Annotated in this window: 19 protein-coding genes; 7 read left to right on the forward strand and 12 right to left on the reverse strand. The window is 61.6% G+C overall.

Translation table 11 applies throughout. From position 1 onward, the window contains the following. Window positions 1–87 precede the first annotated feature (87 nt). A complete protein-coding gene (locus tag ACOQOQ_RS14140) occupies window positions 88–759 on the reverse strand; it encodes a hypothetical protein (protein WP_420567631.1) in 672 nt (223 codons plus the stop codon). 246 nt (window positions 760–1,005) lie between these two features. On the opposite strand from ACOQOQ_RS14140, the gene ACOQOQ_RS14145 reads away from it, so the two are divergent. Both ACOQOQ_RS14145 and ACOQOQ_RS14150 read left to right on the forward strand, forming a co-directional pair. After that, complete coding sequence (locus ACOQOQ_RS14145) at window positions 1,006–2,268, forward strand: efflux RND transporter periplasmic adaptor subunit (RefSeq protein WP_420567632.1); 1,263 nt, start codon at window positions 1,006–1,008, stop codon at window positions 2,266–2,268. Continuing rightward, window positions 2,268–5,858 (forward strand): efflux RND transporter permease subunit, encoded by a 3,591-nt coding sequence (locus ACOQOQ_RS14150; protein WP_420567633.1) that lies wholly within the window; start codon window positions 2,268–2,270, stop codon window positions 5,856–5,858. Before ACOQOQ_RS14145 ends, ACOQOQ_RS14150 begins: the two co-directional genes overlap by 1 nt. Window positions 5,859–5,913: 55 nt before the next feature. Here ACOQOQ_RS14150 and ACOQOQ_RS14155 read toward each other — a convergent pair whose 3' ends face one another. Together ACOQOQ_RS14155 and ACOQOQ_RS14160 are read right to left on the reverse strand one after the other, a co-directional pair. Then, the gene (locus ACOQOQ_RS14155) at window positions 5,914–7,734 is read right to left on the reverse strand and encodes an ABCB family ABC transporter ATP-binding protein/permease (protein WP_420567634.1); all 1,821 of its coding nucleotides are present in this window, start codon (window positions 7,732–7,734) and stop codon (window positions 5,914–5,916) included. Window positions 7,735–7,902: 168 nt separating this feature from the next. Then, window positions 7,903–9,243, reverse strand: a complete 1,341-nt coding sequence (locus ACOQOQ_RS14160) for a LysM peptidoglycan-binding domain-containing protein (protein WP_420567635.1) — start codon at window positions 9,241–9,243, stop codon at window positions 7,903–7,905. A gap of 103 nt (window positions 9,244–9,346) precedes the next feature. Here ACOQOQ_RS14160 and ACOQOQ_RS14165 point away from each other — a divergent pair, with 103 nt between their 5' ends. Beyond that, a complete protein-coding gene (locus ACOQOQ_RS14165) occupies window positions 9,347–9,898 on the forward strand; it encodes a TIGR00730 family Rossman fold protein (protein WP_420567636.1) in 552 nt (183 codons plus the stop codon). On the opposite strand, the gene rarD is transcribed toward ACOQOQ_RS14165, so the two are convergent. Both rarD and ACOQOQ_RS14175 read right to left on the reverse strand, forming a co-directional pair. After that, a complete protein-coding gene (rarD, locus tag ACOQOQ_RS14170; protein ID WP_420567637.1) occupies window positions 9,805–10,755 on the reverse strand; it encodes an EamA family transporter RarD in 951 nt (316 codons plus the stop codon). The genes ACOQOQ_RS14165 and rarD overlap by 94 nt on opposite strands. Before the next feature lie 148 nt (window positions 10,756–10,903). Then, entirely contained in the window at window positions 10,904–11,503 is a 600-nt protein-coding gene (locus ACOQOQ_RS14175; RefSeq protein WP_420567638.1) for a superoxide dismutase, read from the reverse strand. A 246-nt stretch (window positions 11,504–11,749) separates the two neighbouring features. Here ACOQOQ_RS14175 and ACOQOQ_RS14180 point away from each other — a divergent pair, with 246 nt between their 5' ends. Continuing rightward, the gene (locus ACOQOQ_RS14180; protein ID WP_420567639.1) at window positions 11,750–12,028 is read left to right on the forward strand and encodes a lipocalin-like domain-containing protein; all 279 of its coding nucleotides are present in this window, start codon (window positions 11,750–11,752) and stop codon (window positions 12,026–12,028) included. 4 nt (window positions 12,029–12,032) lie between these two features. Here the strand turns inward: ACOQOQ_RS14180 and ACOQOQ_RS14185 are convergent, their stop codons facing one another. The 5 genes from ACOQOQ_RS14185 to ACOQOQ_RS14205 are packed head-to-tail and all read right to left on the reverse strand — an operon-like array spanning window position 12,033 to window position 17,659. Next, window positions 12,033–12,593, reverse strand: coding sequence for a sarcosine oxidase subunit gamma (locus ACOQOQ_RS14185; protein ID WP_420567640.1), 561 nt, complete (start codon window positions 12,591–12,593; stop codon window positions 12,033–12,035). Beyond that, window positions 12,586–15,564, reverse strand: coding sequence for a sarcosine oxidase subunit alpha family protein (locus tag ACOQOQ_RS14190; RefSeq protein ID WP_420567641.1), 2,979 nt, complete (start codon window positions 15,562–15,564; stop codon window positions 12,586–12,588). Before ACOQOQ_RS14190 ends, ACOQOQ_RS14185 begins: the two co-directional genes overlap by 8 nt. Further along, window positions 15,561–15,890, reverse strand: coding sequence for a sarcosine oxidase subunit delta (locus ACOQOQ_RS14195; RefSeq protein WP_420567642.1), 330 nt, complete (start codon window positions 15,888–15,890; stop codon window positions 15,561–15,563). The genes ACOQOQ_RS14190 and ACOQOQ_RS14195 overlap by 4 nt, the downstream gene beginning before the upstream one ends. A 42-nt stretch (window positions 15,891–15,932) precedes the next feature. Continuing rightward, a complete protein-coding gene (locus ACOQOQ_RS14200; protein WP_420567643.1) occupies window positions 15,933–16,415 on the reverse strand; it encodes a hypothetical protein in 483 nt (160 codons plus the stop codon). Further along, entirely contained in the window at window positions 16,415–17,659 is a 1,245-nt protein-coding gene (locus tag ACOQOQ_RS14205) for a sarcosine oxidase subunit beta family protein (RefSeq protein ID WP_420567644.1), read from the reverse strand. Before ACOQOQ_RS14205 ends, ACOQOQ_RS14200 begins: the two co-directional genes overlap by 1 nt. A 189-nt stretch (window positions 17,660–17,848) precedes the next feature. On the opposite strand from ACOQOQ_RS14205, the gene ccmI reads away from it, so the two are divergent. From ccmI to ACOQOQ_RS14220, 3 genes are read left to right on the forward strand one after another with little or no spacing between them, the layout of a single operon-like run. After that, the gene (gene ccmI / locus ACOQOQ_RS14210; protein WP_420567645.1) at window positions 17,849–19,078 is read left to right on the forward strand and encodes a c-type cytochrome biogenesis protein CcmI; all 1,230 of its coding nucleotides are present in this window, start codon (window positions 17,849–17,851) and stop codon (window positions 19,076–19,078) included. Continuing rightward, window positions 19,078–19,554: a Holliday junction resolvase RuvX gene (gene ruvX / locus ACOQOQ_RS14215; RefSeq protein WP_420567646.1), complete on the forward strand. Its 477-nt coding sequence runs from the start codon at window positions 19,078–19,080 to the stop codon at window positions 19,552–19,554. The genes ccmI and ruvX overlap by 1 nt, the downstream gene beginning before the upstream one ends. Beyond that, window positions 19,551–19,781 (forward strand): DUF1289 domain-containing protein, encoded by a 231-nt coding sequence (locus tag ACOQOQ_RS14220; RefSeq protein ID WP_420567647.1) that lies wholly within the window; start codon window positions 19,551–19,553, stop codon window positions 19,779–19,781. The genes ruvX and ACOQOQ_RS14220 overlap by 4 nt, the downstream gene beginning before the upstream one ends. Here ACOQOQ_RS14220 and ACOQOQ_RS14225 read toward each other — a convergent pair. Next, complete coding sequence (locus ACOQOQ_RS14225; RefSeq protein ID WP_420567648.1) at window positions 19,778–20,599, reverse strand: sulfite exporter TauE/SafE family protein; 822 nt, start codon at window positions 20,597–20,599, stop codon at window positions 19,778–19,780. The two genes, ACOQOQ_RS14220 and ACOQOQ_RS14225, sit on opposite strands and share 4 nt — an antisense overlap. A 67-nt stretch (window positions 20,600–20,666) precedes the next feature. Beyond that, window positions 20,667–21,632, reverse strand: coding sequence for a tRNA dihydrouridine(20/20a) synthase DusA (gene dusA / locus ACOQOQ_RS14230; RefSeq protein WP_420567649.1), 966 nt, complete (start codon window positions 21,630–21,632; stop codon window positions 20,667–20,669). Window positions 21,633–21,791: the final 159 nt, after the last annotated feature.

Raw genomic sequence — 21,791 nt, forward strand, 5'->3', positions numbered from 1 at the left:
CGCCGAGAAATAGAACGCTTGTCTTCACGGGGCCTGCCCTCACCTTTCTTACTGGCGCCGGGCACATCACGGTCCGGCGCAGGGGGCTTAGTTGCCCGACTGCTGTGCCGGTTGCACCTGGCCACCCAGCGCCACAATCAACTGAGACGCGCGGCGACGCAAGTCCTGCGTGACCTCGGCATCGGCAAGGATACGCTGCAGCCGCTCGATCGCGGCGTCGGTCTGGCCGGCATCAATGTCTAACAGCGCCAGCTGCTCTTGTGCAGCAAGGCGCAGTGCGGGGACGGTTTGCGCGATCCCTTCCAGACGGGTGCGACGGTCAGCGACGCTAAGCGCGTCACCTTCGATCAGCAGCGATTTAAACGACGCCACCTGACGATAGATCTGCGGCACGTCCCCGTTCGAGGCCACACCATCCAGCAGCGCCAGCGCACCTGCGCCGTCCCCCGCCTCGGCCAGTTCCGAAGAACTCAGCATCGCCAGAACGGCCTGAGCTGCGGGATCATCCGCCTGAATACCTTGCAGCGCGGCAGAGCGGGCATTGGCGTCTTCGGCCTCAAGCGCGGCGACGATTTCGTCACCCAACTGCTGCGCCGCCGCCGCTGTCTGCGCCTTGCGCCATTCGTTATAAGCCGCACCGCCCACGATCAGCACCACGGCCAGAACCGCGATCCAGCCATATTTCTTCATCATCGCGAACAAACGATCGCGGCGCACTTCTTCGGTGACTTCTTCAATGAAACTGTCGGTATCGCTCACGCGCAGGCCCTTTCGATGACTTTGCCCTCTCTTAGCGTGTCGTCCCCTGACTGCCAAGGCCTGCGAAGCCTTTGAGAGGGACCAGAGCCATTCTGCACCTGCACACTTGCGTGAAGCGGTTTAACATCCTAAACTGAACTAAACGGTTCAGGACTATTACTGGGCCGCTTTGTTGTTTTCGGGGCTCTGCCGTCTATTTACGAACCACCCCCGAGTCTTTGCGCGCGAAAAGGACATAGTTGTAAGATGCGACCCATTCCGGTTCTCACCGCCATTCTGGTGACCGCTTTATTGTATGTACTCGTGATGGAGCGAGACGCCCTGACCGCTTTTGCCCTGTCCGGTGATTCCGAGCAGGCAGCCGAGGTGGCCCAGGAAGGCGGCACAACCGACCCTGAAACGGCCGATACTGCTGGAAAGGCACCCGATGAACCGCGCGCCCTGATCGGGGTTATTGCCCAGCATTCGATTGCGCAAACCGTTGACAGCGCAGTGATTATGCGCGGCGAAACCCAGGCCGTGCGCCAGGTGAATGTCCGTGCGGAAACCAGCGCGATCGTGATCACCGAACCGCTTCGCCGCGGCACCTCGGTTGAGGCAGGCCAGGAACTGTGCCGCCTGGATCCGGGCACCCGTCCCGCCGCCCTGGCCGAAGCTCAGGCGGCACTGGCCAACGCCCGCGCCTCGGGGCCGGCTGCACAAGCCAAGCTGAAAGAGGCCGAAGCGCGCCTGCACGAGGCCCAGATCAACTATAACGTGGCATCGAAACTGAACGACTCGGGCTATGCGGCTGAAACTCGTCTGGCATCGGCCGAGGCGGCGGTGAAATCAGCCGAAGCATCGGTCGAATCTGCGCGCTCGGGGTTGGAATCGGCCCAGTCGGGTGTGCAATCTGCGCAGGCCGGCGTGGCCAAGGCCGAAAAGGAAATGCAGCGTGTCACGATCTCGGCCCCCTTTGCGGGCCTGCTAGAATCCGACACCGCCGAGCTGGGCAGCTTGCTGAGCGCGGGGGCCACCTGCGCCACCATCATCCAACTGGACCCGATCAAACTGGTCGGCTACGTCCCCGAAACCGAGGTTGACCGCGTCACGCTGGGCGCCTTGACCGGAGCACGTCTTGCCAACGGAGCCGAGCTGCGCGGCACGGTCAGCTTTCTGTCACGCTCGGCCGATCCGCAAACGCGCACCTTCCGCGTGGACATCGACGTGCCGAACCCGGACCTGAAAATCCGCGACGGCCAGACTGCCGAGATCCTGATCGCAGCCGACGGCGCCAAGGCGCACCTTCTGCCGCAATCGGCGCTGACGCTGAATGATGACGGCGCACTTGGCGTCCGTGTGGTCGGGGACGGCAACATCGTCGACTTTGTCCCCGTCAACCTGATCCGCGACACGATCGACGGCGTCTGGGTCACCGGCCTGAATGAAACCGCCGATGTGATCGTCGTTGGTCAGGAATATGTGACCAAGGGCGTCGAAGTCGCGCCGACCTTCCGGGAGGCCAAGTAATGACTGGTATGGTCGATTGGGCCGCCGCGCGCGCCCGTATGATCATGGCGTTTATCCTGCTGTCTCTGGCCGCAGGATCCTATGCCTATTTTGGCCTGCCCAAAGAGGGCGAGCCGGATATCGACATCCCCGCCCTGTTTGTCAGCGTCCAGTTCCCCGGCATTTCGGCCGAGGATTCTGAAACGCTTCTGGTTAAGCCGATGGAGACCGAGCTTTCCGATCTGGACGGGCTGAAATCCATGTCCTCGACCGCTGCGGAAAACTATGCCGGGGTCGCGCTGGAGTTTGAATTTGGCTGGGACAAGGCCAGAGTTCTTGCCGAGGTGCGCGACGCGATGGGCACCGCCGAAGGGTTTTTCCCTGATGGGGTCGAGAAATATTCGATCAACGAGATTAACTTCTCGGAATTTCCGATCATCATCGTGAACCTGACCGGCGATGTGCCCGAACGCACCATGACCCGGATCGCCAAGGAGTTGCAGGAAAAGGTCGAAGGCCTGGATGCGGTGCTTGAGGCCGGCATTGCCGGATCGCGCGATGAAATGGTCGAGGTCGTGATCGACCCGCTGCGACTGGAATCCTATAACGTCACCGCAGGCGAGCTGATCAATGTTGTTCAGAACAACAACCTTTTGGTTGCCGCCGGCGAGGTAAAGACCGATCAGGGCAGCTTTGCGGTCAAGATCCCCTCGTCCTTTGACGAGCCGCGTGACATCTATGCCCTGCCCGTCAAGATCAACGGCCAGCGCGTCGTGACCCTGGGCGATCTGGCCGATATCCGTCTGACCTTCGAGGACCGCGCCGGACTGGCCCGTTTCAACGGCGAGCCGACGGTCGCACTGCAGGTGGTCAAACGCAAGGGCTTTAACCTGCTGGACACCACCGAAGAGGTCCGCAAGGTCGTCGAAGACGTTCATGCCGAATGGCCCGATGACCTGAAGGCCGCTGTGCGCGTGGGCACCTCGAACGATCAAAGCCGCGTTGTCGGTTCGATGGTCAGCCAGCTGGAAGGCTCGGTTCTGACGGCCATCGCGCTTGTGATGATCGTGGTTTTGTCCAGCCTTGGCAGCCGGGCCGCATTGCTGGTGGGTTTTGCCATTCCGACCTCGTTCCTGCTGTGTTTCGTGCTGCTGGCAATGATGGGCGTGACCATTTCCAACATCGTCATGTTCGGTCTGATCCTGGCCGTGGGGATGCTGGTGGATGGCGCCATTGTGGTCGTGGAATATGCCGACAAACGCATCAAAGAGGGCGTTGGCCCCATGCATGCCTATGTCGAGGCCGCTAAGCGGATGTTCTGGCCCATCGTTTCTTCCACGGCGACGACACTGTGTGCCTTTCTGCCCATGCTGTTCTGGCCCGGTGTGCCGGGCGAGTTCATGGGAATGCTGCCGGTGACGCTGATCTTTGTTCTGTCCGCCAGCCTTGTGGTTGCGCTGATCTATCTGCCCGTGATGGGCGGCGTGTCCGGCCGCCTGAGCCGCCGGTTCGAGTTCGGCTCGGCCTTCCTGATCCGTCATTTCCCATGGTGGGCGCGTGCGGCGCTGGTGCCGGTCACCTGGATGGGCATGTTCATCGGTGCGATGCAGGTGCTGAACCCCGCCTATCTGTCGCCCTCGCTGGCTGACAAACCCGGCATTGCACTGGCCGTGGGCTCGGTCCTGTTCTTTGCCATGGCTTTTGGGGCTTCGGTGGCATTGGGTGCGGCCAAGATCACCTGGAAACGCCGCCGCCGCATTCGCGCGGGGCACAGACGCACCCCCTTTGGGGTTTTCATCAAGTTCATCGCGGGCAATCCGATCATGCCTCTGCTCGCCGTGGCTGCGGTGATCGGCTTTGTCGCAATGACCTTCATGACCTTCGGCCAGAACAACAATGGCGTAGAATTCTTCGTGGAGTCCGAGCCTGAGCAAGCCATCGTTTACGTCCGTGCGCGCGGAAACCTGTCGGTGCACGAAAAGGATGAACTGGTCAGGCAAGTCGAAGAAAAAGTACTGGCCCATCCGGGTGTTCTGAACGCCTTTGCCTTCACCGGCGAGGGCGGGTTGAACAACAATACCGGAGGCGCGCAACCGCCCCGCGATACGATCGGTCAGGTACAGCTAGAGACCATCCCGTGGGAGGAACGCTCTGACCGGCCCGATCTGGACGGCGATCTGGTCATCGACGAGCTGACCGCCGAGCTGGAGCAAATTCCGGGCATCAAGATCGAAATCCTGGCCCAGTCGCGCGGCCCTGCCAGCGGCAAGCCGGTCCACCTGCGCCTTAAGGGTGACAACTGGGAAAACCTGCTTGAGGCCACGCGCCTGGCCCGCGCCCAATTCGATCAGACCGAAGGGCTGGAGCTGATCGAGGACACGCTTCCCCTGCCCGGCATCGACTGGCAGATTGACGTAAACACCGAAAAGGCTGGGCTTTACGGCGCTGACGTGGCCACGGTGGGCGCGATGGTGCAGTTGGTCACACGCGGCATTTTGCTGGACACCATGCGCGTGGACAGCTCGGACGAAGAGATCGAGATCCGCGTCCGTCTGCCCGAGGAATACCGCCTGCTGTCCACGCTGGACACGCTGAAAGTACGCACGCAGGACGGGCTGGTTCCGCTGGCAAATTTCATCACCCGCGTGCCCGTGCCCAAGCTGGCCCAGATCAACCGCGTGGATGAAAAACGCTATTTCGACATCAAGGCCGCGCTGACTGACGGGCTGACCAAGACCGTGACCAGGGCGGATGGATCGACCAACGAGGTGCCGATCACCGCCAACGAGCGGATCGAACTGCTGACCAAGTGGCTGGACACCAACCCCTTGCCCGAAGGGATCGCATGGGAATGGACCGGCGACCAAGAGGATCAGGCCGAATCCCAGGCCTTCTTGTCCAGTGCATTCGCAGCCGCGCTGGCGCTGATGTTCATCATCCTGCTGGCCCAGTTCAACAGCTTCTACAACTCGGTTCTGGTGCTGCTGGCGGTGGTTCTGTCCACCACTGGCGTACTGATCGGGATGATGGTGATGGATCAGGCCTTCTCGGTGATCATGACGGGGACTGGCATCGTGGCGCTGGCCGGGATCGTGGTGAACAACAACATTGTTCTGATCGACACCTACCAGGAATACTCGTCCTATATGCCGCGGATCGAGGCGATCGTCCGCACCGCCGAGGAACGCATCCGCCCGGTGCTGCTGACCACCATCACCACGATGGCCGGTCTGGCCCCGATGATGTTCGGCCTGTCGCTGGACTTTATCGGTGGTGGCTACTCGATCGACAGCCCGACGGCGCTGTGGTGGAAACAGCTGGCCACGGCTGTGGTGTTCGGCCTGGGCATCGCGACGGTGCTGACGTTGATCTTTACCCCGTCCATGCTGGCGATCCGGGTCTGGGCCAGCACCTATGTGCAGTGGATCGCGCGCGCGCTGGCCGCTATGGCCCTGGGCAAGGCAAGCCGTACCGCGCAGGACTTCGCCCTGCAGCGTGCAGCCCGCAAGCTGAAAGCTCCTGAGATTATCTGGGATGATATGGTTCCCGATCTGGCTGAAACGCCACCTGCCCCGCCCAAGGGAAAATCAGGACTGAAAGCCGCCGAATAAGACAAAGGCCGGGCAAAGCGCCCGGCCTTTTTCGGTTTCGTGCAGATGGGTCGGGTCAGGCCGCCTCTTCGTTCTGCTGGCGGGTCCACAGGCTGTAGTAACGCCCCTGCCCCGACAGCAACTGCGCATGAGTTCCGCGCTCGACCACCTCGCCTTTTTCCAGAACGATGATCTGGTCGGCCTCCGCGATCGTGGACAGACGGTGCGCGATGGTGATCACCGTACGGCCCTGCCCGGCGCGCGCCAGGGCGCCCTGAATTTCCCGCTCGGTATCAGTGTCCAGCGCGCTGGTCGCCTCGTCCAGCAACAAGATCGGTGGGTTCTTAAGCAGTGTCCGCGCAATGCCCACGCGCTGCTTTTCCCCACCTGACAGCTTCAGCCCACGTTCGCCCACCTGCGTGTCATAGCCTTCGGGCAGAGACAGCACGAAATCATGGATCTGCGCGGCCTTGGCGGCCTCGATCACCTCGGCTTCGGTGGCATTGTCGCGGCCATAGGCAATGTTGTAGCGGATCGTGTCGTTGAACAGCACCGTGTCCTGCGGAACAACGCCGATGACGCTGTGCAGGCTTTCCTGCGTGACGTCGCGCACATCCTGACCATCGATGCTCAGCGCGCCGCCCTGCACATCGTAGAACCGGAACAACAGCCGCCCGATGGTGGATTTGCCCGACCCGGACGAGCCGACAATGGCCACCGTTTGCCCCGCGGGTACGTCGATATCCACGCCGCGCAGGATGGGCCGTTCGGGATCATAGCCAAAGTTCACCCCGTCCAGACGCACATGCCCGCCCGACACCTTCACCTCGGGGGCGCCTGGCTTATCCGTTACCTCAGAGGGTTGTTCGAGCAGATTGAACATCTCGGCCATGTCGACCAGGGATTGGCGTATCTCGCGATAGACCGTGCCAAGGAAGTTCAACGGCATGGTAATCTGGATCATGTAGGCGTTGACCATGACGAAATCGCCCACAGTCAGCGTTCCGTCCTCCACGCCCATCGCGGCCATGACCATCACGGCAACCAGGCCGCAGGTGATCAGGAACGCTTGACCAAAGTTCAGGAAAGACAGCGAGTAAGCCGTTGAAAGCGCAGCTTTTTGATATCCCTCCATCGCCTTGTCATAACGAGCGGCCTCGCGGCCCTCGGCACCGAAATACTTGACGGTCTCAAAGTTCAGCAGGCTGTCGATGGCCTTTTGGTTGGCGTCGGTGTCCTGCTCGTTCATCTTGCGGCGCAGCTTTACGCGCCATTCCGTGACCGAAAAGGTGAACTTGACATAGGCCGCGATCGTCACGGCCACGACAACCAGGTACCACACGTCGAACAGCACGAAAAAGATCACCGCGACCATCAGCAGTTCCAGGATCAGCGGCCCAATGGAAAACAGCATGAACCGCAGCAGGAATTCCACGCCTTTCACGCCGCGCTCGATGATGCGGGACAGACCGCCGGTTTTGCGGGTGATGTGATAGCGCATGGACAGACGGTGAATATGGGTAAAGGTCTCAAGCGCAAGACTACGCAATGCCCGCTGCGCGACCATCGCAAACACTGCATCGCGCGCCTGCTGGAACCCGTTCATCATCAGCCGCGCCATACCATAGGCCACGGTCAGACCGACTGCCCCCAGCACCAGCGTCGAGGTGCCCTCGCCGGCCAGCGCATCCACGGCCTCTTTGTAGATCATCGGGGTCAGCACGGTGACCACCTTGGCCAGCATCAAAAGGGCCATCGCCACAACGACGCGGACCTTCACATCCGTCCGATCCTCGGGCCACAGATAGGGGGCAACGCGGCGAACAGTGCGCCAGCCTTTCACCTCGGCCTGGGACGGATCAATGTCAGAGGGTGTGCCACCGTGGATGCTGCGCATGGGTCATATTCCTTTGCTTCGGCAAAGACATAGAGCGCGGCGCCAAGAATTGCCAGAGACCCGCAACCCCAAAGGAAAACGGGACGCCAAAAGCGCCCCGCAGAGGAAGATACATCAGATATATGTCGCCCCGCCGCCCGTTCCAGAGGCAGGGCAACATTTTCTGGCTTATTCCGGCACCACGAAAACCTGGCCGGGATAGATCAGGTCGGGGTCGCGGATACGGTCCTTGTTGGCCTCGTAGACGCGGACATACATCACGCCATCGCCATACTTGTCCCGTGCAATCGCCCACAGGGTCGAGCCCGGCTGCACCGTGACTACCCGAACCTTGGGCCGAGACGCGGCGGGTTCCGTGGCCTCGGCCTTAGGCGCGTCGGTGGCGGGCGCATCAGCCTTTGCGATCGGCGCAGTGGCGACCGTCTCAGGGGCCTCGCGTTTGAACGGGGTTTCGATCCGCGACAGGACCTTGCCGGTTTCGTCCACCTCGTCGACACGCAGGGTATAGATGCCGGGAGCCACGCCGGTCAGGATTGTGTCCCACTTGCCAGCCTCGTCAATGCCGGTCCCGCCAATGGGTGCGTTGTCCAGATAGATCTGCACGAACTTGGCTGGCTTGCCGCGCCCGGCGATGGTCACATCCCCTTGCGCAGAATAGCTGATGGCGTCGATCGCGACGGTGATATCAGACGCCGGGGCATCCGCAGCTTGTGCTGGCTGCACGACGGTAACACCATCCTTGTCGGCCAGAATGACGGCGGGTGCCTTGGGTTCGGGTTTCGCCTCGACCGCGTCGGGTATCGCGGGTTGTTCGGCAGGCTTTTCTGCTGGCGTTTCGGTCGGAGCCTCGGCCACTTGAACGGGCTGCTCTGGCGTGCTGGCAGCAGGTTGGGTGGGCTCGTCCTGTTTCGGCGCGTCTTCTGCGGGTTCGGTCGCAGCAGTATCGGGCTGCACAGCAGGTTCTTGCCCGGACTCGGCGGGGGCCTCTGCGACCTGCACCACCGGAGCGATGATCACTGAACCATCCGAGGCGATCTCTTGTCCGTCGATCCGCATCAACAGGCTGAGAACCCGAGGCTGCTCGGACGGGGCGATGGTCAGGAACGCGGCGAATTTGCCGTCCTCGCCCGGCTGCGTCTGTTCCAGAACGGCATCATCCAGCAACACGTCCAACTTGGCGCCCACGGCGGCCACACCGGCAACAAGGGTCGAACCGTCAGGCTCGACGCGCACAACATCAAAGCGCGGCGGGTCATAGACGACGGGCTCTGGTTCGGGCGCCGGTGCAGGCGCTGGCGCCTCGGCCGCAGGTTCAGCCACTGGTGCGGGCTTGGGCGCGGGTTCGGGTTTGGGCGCGGCCACTGGTGCGGGTTGCACCGCTGGCTCTGGCGCGGGGGCCTTGGGGTCGAATGCCCCCGAAAGATAGGCGCCCGCAACGCCAGCGACCACCACGATCGCACCCGTGATTGTCAGGGCCTGACCGCCCATCGCTCCTGCAAATTTGCTCATCTTATTCCTTCCAGCCCGCTCAACTCATCCCCAGCGGTTGAGCGAACATAACAACAAGGGTATCAGGGGTCAAAACCGTCAAAGGTGTTAAAGGGCGAATCCCATGAAAAGCTTTTCAGTCTGTGTCTATTGTGGCTCACGCCCCGGGAAAAGCCCGGTTTATCAGCAACATGCAGAAGAACTGGGCCGCATTCTTGCCGCCAATGGCTGGCGGCTTGTCTATGGCGCGGGCGATGTTGGGCTGATGGGGGCCGTTGCGCGGTCCGCGCAGGATGCCGGTGCCGACACCTTTGGTGTGATCCCGACCCACCTGATGAAATGGGAAGTGGGCAAAACCGACCTTACCCGTTTTGTCGTGACCGAAAATATGCACGAGCGCAAAAAGGTCATGTTCATGAATTCGGACGCCATCGTGGTGCTGCCCGGTGGCGCGGGGTCGCTGGACGAGTTTTTCGAGGTGCTGACCTGGCGCCAGCTGGGCCTGCATGACAAACCGATCTTGCTGCTGAACTCTGAAGGCTACTGGAGCCCGCTGACCGCCCTGCTGGATCACGTGGTGGATCAGGGCTTTGCCGATCCCTCGCTGCTGGAGCTGATCACGGTGGTCGACACCCCCGCCGCTGCCGAAGAGGTTCTGCGCAACGCCCGTTCGTGACGGATGGCGGCGAACGAATAGATCGCAAGCGCCGTCCAGATCAGCGCAAAGGCAATGGCATGCCACTGGCCGAAAGGCTCGGCAAAGATCAGCACCGCACAAAGGAACTGCAGGGTCGGATTCAGGTATTGCACCAGCCCGACCGTGGCCATGCTGACCCGCTTCGTCGCGGCAGAAAACAGGATCAGCGGCGTCCCGGTCAAAAGGCCCGAGAACATCAGCAGCAGCAAATCCTGCGTCCCCTGACCAAAGGCCGCGTGACCCTGATCCCAGCCATAAGCCAGAACGACAAGGGCGATGGGGCTTAGCAGCAAAACCTCGGCCGTGACGGACACAAGGGGCGCCACGGGCAGACGTTTCTTGATCAATCCATACAGGCCAAACGTTCCCGACAGCACCAGCGCGATCCACGGCGCCACCCCCAGCCCCAGCGTCAGCACGACAACCGCCAGCAAAGCCAAGGACACCGCCAGGATTTGCAGTCTGCCCAGGCTTTCGCGGAACACAACGACTCCGATCAGCACGGCCACCAGCGGGAAGATGTAATACCCCAACGAGGCCTCGACCGCCTTGCCAATCTGGATGGACATGATGAAGAAAAACCAGTTGGTCGAGATCAGCAGCGCCGCCGCCCCCACCAGCAGCGTGGACCTGACCGAGCCAAGCGCCCCACGCAGTTGCCTAAGCCGCCCCTGCCCGGCCAGAACGATGGCGAAGAACAGGCAGGACCAAAGGGTTCGATGGGCCAGAACCTCGATCGGGGGGATATGCGCCAGCAGCTTGTAATACAGCGGCGACAGGCCCCAGATCGTGCAGGCGCCGACCAGCGCCAGGATACCGCTTTTTCCGTCGCTCATGTCACCTTGTCCCTTGCGCCTTCAAGGCCACAGTGGCGCGGAGCGATCATGGCCACAAGAGAAATTTGACCAAAAAGAAAAACCCCGCCCAGATGGGCGAGGTTTAGAAACTTGTCATACTGACAGCAGCCTGTAACTGAAGGGAAAATTACAGGCGCGAGGCCACGTTTTCCCAGTTCACCAGCTTGTCCAGGAAGTTGGTCAGGTAAACCGGACGCTTGTTGCGGAAATCGATGTAGTAGGAGTGTTCCCACACGTCACAGCCCAGCAGAGCGGTCTGGCCAAAGCACAGCGGGTTCACGCCGTTCTCGGTCTTGGTGACTTTCAGGCCGCCATCGGCGTCCTTGACCAGCCAGCACCAGCCCGAGCCAAACTGACCAGCGCCAGCAGCAGCGAACTGCGATTTGAATTCGTCAACCGAACCAAAGGATTCCACGATGGCTTTTTCCAGCTCGCCGGGCATGGCGGTCTGGTTGGGGCCCATCATTTCCCAGAACTGGTTGTGGTTCCACAGCTGGCTGATGTTGTTGAAGATCCCGTTCTGGGCAACAGCGTTTGCGTCGTACGTGCCAACGATGATCTCTTCCATCGACTTGTTTTCCCACTCGGTGCCCGCGATGGCCGCGTTACCGTTGGTCACATAGGCGTTGTGGTGCAGGTCGTGGTGGTATTCCAGCGTCTCTTTGGACATGCCCAGCGATTCCAGCGCGTCGTGGGCATAGGGCAGATCGGGAAGTTCAAAAGCCATTGTGGGGCTCCCTGTTCAAATGCGTTTTAGACTGGCTCTAAATGTCTGCCGCAGTGCGCAAAGGTCAAGAGCGAAAACGCGAAATTGAGGGATTTACTCGGATAAGCAGCCGACCATCTGGGCTCGGCTTATGCGATGCGCCAAAATATGATACAGTCTATGCGCGAGTATTTTTCGTTCATATTGGAGAATATCCATGCATAAGATTTTACTACCACTGCCTTGAGCGTAGTCATTCCAATTGGAATGGCCGAAGCTGCCACCGGCAAGGAATTAAAAGCCGCGCTATCAGGCAAAACCATTGTTCACGTCAAGAATAAGCAGACGATCAAGATCAACGCTGATGGCACGATCCAGGGCAAAGGACTTTCAGGCTCGTGGAAGATCAAGGGCAATAAATGGTGCCGCACCCTGACCGAGCCCAAGAAATTTGCCGGCACGGAATGCCAGAAGGTCGATCTGGAGGGCAACACGGCCACCTTCCACAGCAAAAATGGCCGCGCAAACACCTATACCATCAAGTAGGCATTCAGAAGTAGCCGACCCTGCCCCCCTCTGAGGCTGCGCTAAGCACGTCAAAAGCGTATTGCGCAACTGATCGGAAGCAGACCACCCGGCCCTCACCGTCCTGGGTCAGCCACAATGCGGCCGGGACTTGAGCGATGCGCGTGCGGGAAATCTCACCCGGCTCAAATGTTCCCGGCGACAGGTCAGCCGGGGCCAGCTTGGCCAATGTTTCCCGCACCGCCTCTGCAGTACCGCTTAGTGTGAACATCGCCCGTGCATCCGACACATTGGCAGCAAGGAAATGCGTGCCCGAAAGGGTCGTTTCCAACGTCTGCAGCGCCTCGGGGACCTGGGCATAAGGCAGCAGGATTAACAGCTCGTCCGGGGACATCCACGCGACAGAACGGTCCTTTGCATGCACAATCTGGCGCTTGCCGGGCAGCGTAAGCCCGACTTGCCTCAGCACGTCCCCCAAGGCAGGCAGCTCGCCGCGCAGGGTGATCATCCCTTGCGGCCCGATCTCGGTCAGGGTGACGGCGCCATGGGTCTGGGCCCCCTGCAATGCGGTGATGGCCTCAGACATTCTGCTTCTCCCCGTCCTTGTCATAGAAAACCGGATCGCAAATCCGCGCCTTGACGATGTGGCCGTCCACCTTGGGGAAGTCGATCACCTCGCCCATGCGGTCCGGGCCGTTCAGCACCAGCCCCATGGCAATCCCCTTTCCCAGCGTCGGCGAATAGTAGGTCGAGGTCACGCGCCCCTGCATGTTGCGCTGTCCGTTGGCGTTGGTGCCGTCCGCCACCGCATAGGCCCCATCCGGCAGAACCGAGCCATCCAGCGTCTCCAGCCCCACCAGTTTCCAGCGCTTGGGATCGGTCATATGGCTGCGTTCCTGCGCGCGTTTGCCGATGAAGTCATCCTTCTTCTTGGAAATCGCCCAGTCCAGCCCCAGATCCTGCGGGATCACCGTGCCGTCAGTTTCATCGCCAATCATGATAAAGCCCTTTTCGGCGCGCAGCACGTGCAGCGCCTCGGTCCCGTAAGGCATGATATCGAACTCGGCCCCGGCCTCGGCGATCTTGTCCCAGAGTTCCTGCCCGCGGCCTGCATCCACGGCGATTTCATAGCTCAGCTCGCCCGAGAATGAGATCCGGTAAACCCGCACCGGAATGCCCGCCAGTTCGCCGTCTTTCCATTCCATAAAGGCCAGTGCCTCGCGCGAGACATCCATGCCGCCCAGTTTCTCCAGCACTTTGCGGGCGTTGGGGCCGACCACCGCGATCTGCGCGTATTGCTCGGTCACGTTGGCGGTATAGACCTGCATGTCCCACCATTCGGTCTGCAGCCATTCCTCCATATGGGCATGGATGCGATCCGCGCCGCCGGTGGTGGTGTGACACAGGAAGGTATCCTCGTCGATCCGCGCCACAACGCCGTCATCGGACAAGAAACCGTTTTCGCTGCACATCAGCCCATAGCGGCATTTGCCCGGCTTCAGACCGGCCATCGCGTTGGTGTACATCAGGTTCAGGAACTTGCCCGCGTCCGGCCCTTTGACGATGATTTTCCCAAGGGTCGAAGCATCCAGCATCCCGACCGAGTTTCGCACTTGCAGGATCTCGCGGTTCACAGCGGTTTCCACGGATTCCCCCGCGCGCTGATAGCAATAGGGCCGCCGCCAATGGCCGACAGGTTCCCAATGCGCACCGTGCGTTTCGTGCCAGTCATGCATCGGCGTGCGGCGCAAGGGCTGGAAAATCTCGTCCCGCGCCTCACCGGCAATCGCGCCCATGCTGATGGGGGTATAGGGCGGACGGAACGTGGTGGTGCCGGTGCGCGGAATCTCTTGATCCAATGCATCAGAAAGCACCGCCAGTCCGTTGATATTACTCAGCTTACCCTGATCCGTCGCCATTCCCAATGTGGTGTAGCGCTTGGTGTGTTCAACGCTTTCATAGCCCTCACGGGCGGCCAGCTGAACATCGCTGACCTTCACGTCATTCTGATAATCCAGCCAGGATTTCATCCGCAATTTGGCGTTCGCACCTTGCGGCATGATCCACACCGGCAACATCGGCGCATCGGTGGTTGAGGGCACGTCGGGGGCCTGTGTGCCGCCGGCCGCAACTACCGCATCAGCCATCACATCCGCCAGCTGCATCGCCCCCGAGGCCGCGCCAGCCGTAGTCACGAACCCCTGCCCGTCCGCGCCCAATGGCGGACGCGCCGGATCGGGGCGGAACATGGCCAAGCCTTCGTCCCACAGCAGCTTGCCACCGCAATGCGACCACAAGTGCACCACGGGGGACCAGCCACCGGACATGGCAACCGCGTCGCATTTGATCTCTTCCAGGGTCGCACCTTCGCCTGCTTGCAAGCAGATCGAAACGCCCGAGACCCGCTTGCCGCCGTGCACCTTGGCGATGGCCTTGCCGGTTTCCACACGGATTCCCAGCTCGCGTGCTTCGGCGGCCAGTGCGCCACCGCCCCCGGGACGCGCGTCCAGAATGGCGGGCACGATCAGCCCGGCCCGATGCAGCGCGATCGCAGTGCGATAGGCGTCATCGTTGTTGGTCACGACCACCGTACGGTCCCCGATCGAGACGCCGTAGTTCACCACATAGTCCCGCACGGCCGAGGCCAGCATCACGCCGGGCACATCATTGCCCGCGAAACTCAGCGGACGCTCGATTGCACCTGTGGCGGTGATGATCTTGCCCGCACGGATGCGCCACAGACGGTGACGCGGGCCGCCCTGCGCGGGCGCGTGATCGGTCAGACGTTCATAACCCAGCACATAGCCATGGTCATAGACACCCGCCCCCATGCAACGGCTGCGCAAAGTGACATTGGACATCTGTTTAAGGTCCGAAACGGTCTGCGCGATCCATTCGGCCACGTCCTGACCATCCACCTGACCGCCATCCACCGGCGCGCGGCCACCCCAATGGGCTGTCTGCTCCAGCAGCAGCACTTTCTGACCACCCTGGGCAGCAATTTTAGCCGCCTGCAGACCGGCAACACCGCCGCCGATCACCAACACATCCACATGGGCGTAGAAATGCTCGTAAGTATCGCCGTCGCGATCGCGTGGCACTTTACCCAGACCTGCGGACTGGCGAACGATGGGTTCGAACAGATGTTTCCACGCGGCACGAGGTGCCATGAATGTCTTGTAATAGAAGCCCGCGGGCAAGAACCGCGCCGCATAATTGTTCACCACGCCCACGTCGAATTCCAGCGACGGCCAGTGGTTCTGGCTTTCGCTTTCCAGCCCGTCGAAAAGCTCGGTCGTGGTGGCGCGCTGGTTTGGCTCGAAACCGGGGCCGCGGCCCAGCCCCACCAGGGCATTGGGTTCCTCGGCGCCGCTGGCGATGATGCCGCGCGGACGGTGATACTTGAACGAGCGGCCCACCAGCATCTGGTCATTGGCCAGCAGGGCCGAGGCCAGCGTATCGCCCTCGTAACCCTTGTAGTGTTTGCCGTTGAAGGTAAAGCGCAGCGGTTTGCCGGTGTTCAGCAGACGGCCGCCATTGGCCAATCGAGTGCTCATGCGATGTCCCTCCAGCGCCAGCCGGGTCTTTTGGCGGTGATGGCGTCTTTGATGTCCTGCGGAGGCTCGCTGACCTGCGCGCCATAGGTGCCGAACACCTCCAGCGTCATGGTGCAGCGCGCGGCGTGGAACCACTTGCCGCAGCCATAGACATGCCGCCAACGTTCGAAATGCACGCCCTTGGGGTTTTCCCGCTGGAACATGTAGGCCTCGAACTCGGCATCCGAAGCACCGGGGCCAAAGCGTTTCAGGTGGGCTTCGCCGCCTGCGTGCAGCTCGGTTTCATCGGCCTGAACGCCGCAATAGGGGCATTTGAGGGTCAGCATGGGCAGCTCCGTGCCGGTTAAAGTTGCGACTGGGGTGCGTTGTCAGAGTTGTTCCTGACAGCTCAGCACCCGTTCGATCATTTGTGGTACGCCTTCCAGATACAGGATCAGCGCATCATCTGGCGCGTCGGGAAAGCGGGTCTCCATGCGCACGCGATTGACCAGCCCCACCAGCAGATCGGACGAGCCATCGCCCGTGCGCAGATCCACCTGGTAGGTGCCCTTGTGCAGCATGGCCTTGGCGTCGATTTTCAGCGTATCCTCGAAGGAAAAAATGACGGGCCGTCGGGCAATCCGGTTACTCTCCAGCCCTTCGGGCATCATCTGCAGAACGAACCGTCCGTTGGGTAACGCAAAAAACTGCACCCTTACCGCGCGCCCGGCCTGGGTTCGGCCATCGTGACGCGCCACACAGGTTTTCGAATGGGCGTCCGCACGCAGGACATACTCAAAGGGCTCGGCCATGGCCGGAGCGGACACGCTCAGCAAGGACATGGATAGGGCGAAAAGGGTAATAAGCTTCATTAGTGGGCCACTCCTGCTGCAACGCTTTCGTCGATGAAGCGGCCCTCGGCAAAGCGATTGAGACCAAATTCATCTGCAAGAGGGGAATAACCTTTCGCCATCAGTTCTGCCATGGCCCACCCGGACCCGGGGATCGCCTTGAACCCGCCGGTGCCCCAGCCGCAGTTGACGAAGATACCATCCACCGGCGTTTTCGAGATGATCGGCGAGCGGTCACCGGTCATATCCACGATCCCGCCCCACTGGCGCAGCATCTTCAGGCGGCTGATCATCGGGAAGGTTTCGATCAGGGCGCGCACCGTTTCCTCGATATGATGGAAGCTGCCACGCTGAGTGTAGTTGTTGAACCCATCGGTGCCACCGCCAATGACCATCTCGCCCTTGTCCGATTGGCTCATGTAGCCATGCACGGTGTTTGCCATCACCACCACGTCCATGCAGGGTTTGATCGGCTCGCTGACCAGCGCCTGCAGGGCCAGCGATTCAATCGGCAGACGGAAACCGGCCAGATCGGCCATCACGCTTGAATGGCCGGCTACGACGATGCCCAGCTTATCGCAATCAATCGCGCCCTTGGTGGTATCCACGCCCACGACCTTGTCACCGTCACGCCGAACGCCGGTGACCTCGCATTGCTGGATGATGTCCATCCCCATGTCCGAGCACGCCCGCGCATAGCCCCAGGCCACCGCATCATGACGCGCAGTGCCCCCACGCGGCTGCCACAGTCCACCCAGTACCGGATAGCGCGGCCCGTCGATGTTGATGATCGGCACCAGTTCCTTGACCTTTTCGGGCGCGATGAATTCGGTCGAAACCCCTTGCAAGGCATTGGCATGTGCCGTGCGCTGATACCCGCGGACCTCGTGATGGGTCTGGGCCAGCATGATCACGCCACGCGGGCTGAACATGACGTTATAGTTCAGATCCTGGCTCATGGTTTCATAAAGCGAGCGGGCTTTTTCATAGATCGCAGCCGAGGGATCCTGAAGATAGTTCGAGCGGATGATCGTGGTATTCCGCCCGGTATTGCCGCCGCCCAGCCAGCCCTTTTCGATCACCGCCACATTGGTGATGCCGAAGTTTTTGCCCAGGTAATAGGCCGTCGCCAGCCCATGCCCGCCTGCACCAACGATAATCACATCGTATTTCTTCTTGGGCTGGGGCGACGCCCAGGCGCGTTCCCAGCCCGAATGGTACCGGGCGGCCTCGCGGGCAATGGCAAAAGCAGAGTAGCGTCTCATCGTGGAACGGGACCTTAATACCGGAAATGTCTGTTGCTTAGTACCTTACTGGACTGATCTGCGGATTCACCCCCGTTTTGAAGCGTCATTTTCGGTCACGATTGCGACATGGTGGGGCATTGCGTCAGTTTGCCCTTTTTCCAATGCGGCGCGGGATATACATGTTTGCCTCAAGCAATAGGAGATCTCATGCTGTTCTGGATCATCATCGGCGTTCTTGCATTCGTGGCTGCAGCACTGTTGGCGCGGGCTCTTGTTCTGGGCCGCACCGGCGCCGAGCCGCCTGCCGCCTATGATCTGCGCGTGTATCGCGATCAGCTCAAAGAGGTTGAAAAGGATCTGGCCCGCGGCGTGATCAACGCCGAGGACGCCGAGCGCACCAAGGCCGAGATTGGCCGGCGGATCCTGACAGCCGACGCCCAGATCAAGGCAGGCGATGAAACGGGCGGTCAACCCAAGGGGCTGGGCCAAGGTCTGGCCGTGGTGCTGGGGCTGGCGCTGGTCGCGGGCTCGTTGGGGCTGTACTGGAAACTGGGCGCGCCGGGTTATAGCGATCTGAGCCTGCAAACCCGGATCGAAAAGGCCAAGGAACGGCACGACACCCGCCCCACCCAGGCCGAGATGGAGGCGCAGCTTCCCCCCTCGCCGCCGATGGGCGATCCCGCGCCTGAATACATGGAACTGGTCGAGAAACTGCGTCAGGCCGTGGCCAGCCGCCCCGACGAGGTTCAGGGCTATATGCTGCTGGCCCGCAACGAGGCACAGCTGGGCAATTTCACCGCCGCGCATCAAGCTCAGGCCAAAGTGCTGGCGCTGAAGGGCGATACCGCCACCGCACGTGACCACGTAGACCATGCCGACCTGCTGATCCTGGCGACCAACGGCTATGTCTCGCCCGAGGCGGAAAAGGCATTGCTGGACGCTCTGGCGCTGGAGCCGCGCAATGCCTCGGCGCGTTATTACATCGGGTTGATGATGGCCCAGACCGGCCGGCCTGACCGCGCTTTCCGCACATGGGACGCATTGCTGCGCGAAGGGCCCGCCGACGCGCCCTGGATCGCCCCCATCCGGGCTCAGATCGAGGAAATTGCCGCCCTGGCCGGGAACGTGAACTATACCCTGCCCGCCGACGCGCCCGCCCTGGCCGGTCCCTCGGCCGATGACATGCAGGCCGCGCAGGACATGACGCCCGAGGAGCGGCAGGAAATGATCCGTGGCATGGTCGCGCAATTGTCGGACCGTCTGGCCAACGAGGGCGGCACCCCCGAAGAATGGGCCCGCCTGATCGCCGCCTATGGCGTTATGGGCGAACCCGAGCGTGCCTCGGCTATCTGGACCGAGGCTCAGCAGGTCTTCAAAGACCGCCCGCAGGCGCTGGCCACCGTCCGTGCAGGCGCCGCGCGCGCAGGATTGGAATAATGGTTCTGGACGAGTTTGAAGCCTTTGCCACCTCGCTGCCTCCAAACGGAGCGCTGATGGGGCTGGATCTGGGCACCAAGACCATCGGCGTCGCCCTGTCGGACGTGCTGCGCGGGGTGGCTACGCCGCTGGAGACCGTCAAGCGCAAGAAATTCGGCGTGGATGCCGCCCGACTGCTGGAGATTGCCCAAAACCGCAACGCCACAGGTATTCTGCTGGGTCTGCCGCGCAACATGGATGGGTCCGAGGGCCCGCGCTGCCAGTCGACCCGCGCCTTCGCGCGCAACCTGTCTCAACTGACCGAATTGCCAATTGGCTTTTGGGACGAGCGCCTGTCCACCGTCGCTGCCGAACGCGCTTTGCTGGAATCGGACACCTCGCGCAAGCGGCGGGCCGAGCTGATCGATAATGTCGCGGCCAGCTATATCCTGCAGGGCGCTCTGGACCGGATGCGCCACATGGGAGGCCCGGCATGAGCGACGCCGTCTGGAAACGCGACGAGGTCCAATCCCCTTGCGTGAAAATCTGCGTGATGCACCCCGAAGCCCGCCTGTGCACGGGGTGCCTGCGCTCGATCGAGGAAATCACCGGCTGGTCACGCATGTCCGATGACCAACGCCGCGCGGTTATGGACGAGCTGCCCTCGCGGGAAAGCCTGCTAAAAAAACGCCGCGGCGGACGGGCCGCACGCCTTTCGCGCTAGGCCCAGATCGTCTTACGCAGCATGTTCAGCGCAACCAGGATCAGGAAGAACGCGAACACCCGCTTTAGCGGCTTGGGGTCCATCGCATGCGCCAGCCTGACCCCCAGCGGGGCCGTCAGCAGCGTCATCATGATGATCAGCCCAAACGCCGGCAGATTCACGGCCCCCACGGTAAAGGGCGGACGATGGGCCGGGTCGATTTGCACCATCAGGAACCCAATGACCGAGGGTACGGCAATGATCACTCCGAACCCTGCGGCGGTGGCGACGGCGCGATGGATGGCCGTGTTATAAAGGCTCATGAGCGGCACGCCAAAGCTGCCCCCTCCGATCCCCATCAGCACCGACAGGAATCCGACCGCGGGCGACAAAGCGATCCGCAGCGGCCCCTTGGGCATCGCTTGGCCCAATCGCCATTCCGACCGGCCAAAGCCCATATACAGCCCGATCACGAAAGCCAGCCCGCCAAAGATCCCCTGTAGCGTGGACGAACGGAGCGAAGCCACCGTCAGCATCCCCAGCACCGCGCCAACGGCAATGCCCGGCGCCCATGTCCTGAGGATTTCCCAATCGACCGCGCCTTTCTTATTGTGGCTCAGCACAGAACGGACCGACGTCACGATGATCGTTGCAAGCGACGTTGCCAGACAGATCTGCATTAGCTGCGGGCCGTCATAGCCCAAAGCCTTGAACGCATAGAAGAACGAGGGCACCAGAACAATGCCGCCTCCGACGCCCAGCAGCCCGGCCAGCACCCCGGCGAAGGCGCCAATTGCCATCAGCATCACGACCAACATGGCCAGCAGGGTCAGGTCCATCGCGGCTCTCCTTTGTGTCTCACCCGCGCCTACTTAGCCCCATAGGCACGCAGGGCGACAGGGAAATTCACGCAGCTTGGGGAATTTGGTCCAGCGCCTGTTGCACCAGCTCGGGGCCAGCACCGGGTTTGTGGGCGCCTTCGGACAAGATACGCCGCCACTGCCGCGCGCCCGGACGCCCGGCGAACAGGCCCAGCATATGGCGCGTCACCTGGCCCAGCTTGCCGCCCCCGGACAGATGCGCCTCGATATAGGGAAGCATCTGCTGAACGGCTTGCACCGGATCGCTGGCCTGCCCTGTGCCGTAGATCAGCGGATCGGCCTGACACAGAATATCGGCGGGCTGGTGATAGGCCGCCCGCCCGATCATCACACCGTCCATTCCGGCCTTTAGCAGCTCTTGAGCTTGCTGCAGGCTGGTGATGCCTCCGTTGATCGACAGGTGCAAATGGGGAAACTGCTCTTTCATCCGCAGCACCAGCGGATAATCCAACGGCGGTATATCGCGGTTTTCTTTCGGGCTCAGCCCTTGCAGCCACGCCTTGCGCGCATGGATGGAGAACCGTTGGCACCCCGCCGCGCTGACGGTTTCCAGAAATGCGGGCAACACCTGCTGGGGATCCTGATCATCCACGCCGATCCGGCATTTTACCGTCACCTCGACATCCACGGCGTCCTGCATGGCCTTCACGCAGTCAGCCACCAGATCGGGCTGGCGCATCAGCACTGCGCCAAACGTGCCCGATTGCACCCGATCCGAGGGACAGCCAACATTCAGGTTGATCTCATCATAGCCCGCATCCGCGCCGAACCTGGCCGCCTTGGCCAATTCCTCTGGGTCCGAGCCCCCCAGTTGCAGCGCAACCGGATGTTCTGCGGGCGAATAGTCCAGCAAATGCAACGCCCCTCCGCGCACCAGCGCGGGCGAGGTCACCATTTCTGTGTACAGCAACGTCCGGGCCGACAGCAGCCGATGCAGATACCGGCAATGACGGTCGGTCCAGTCCATCATCGGCGCAACGCTAAGTCGCATACTGTCATGTTTTCTAGCTGATTCGGGCACGCGCGAGACCTTTCAATCCCTTCATTCTCAAAAAAATGAAGGAAAAGAAAGAGGGCGGGCGCACTCTCCTAGATCAGTCCCGAAGAGCACTTGGCCAGCATTCCCCGCAGCGATTGGATAAGCCGTTAA

The organism is Thalassovita sp., from assembly GCF_965218685.1.
GTDB lineage: Bacteria > Pseudomonadota > Alphaproteobacteria > Rhodobacterales > Rhodobacteraceae > Thalassobius.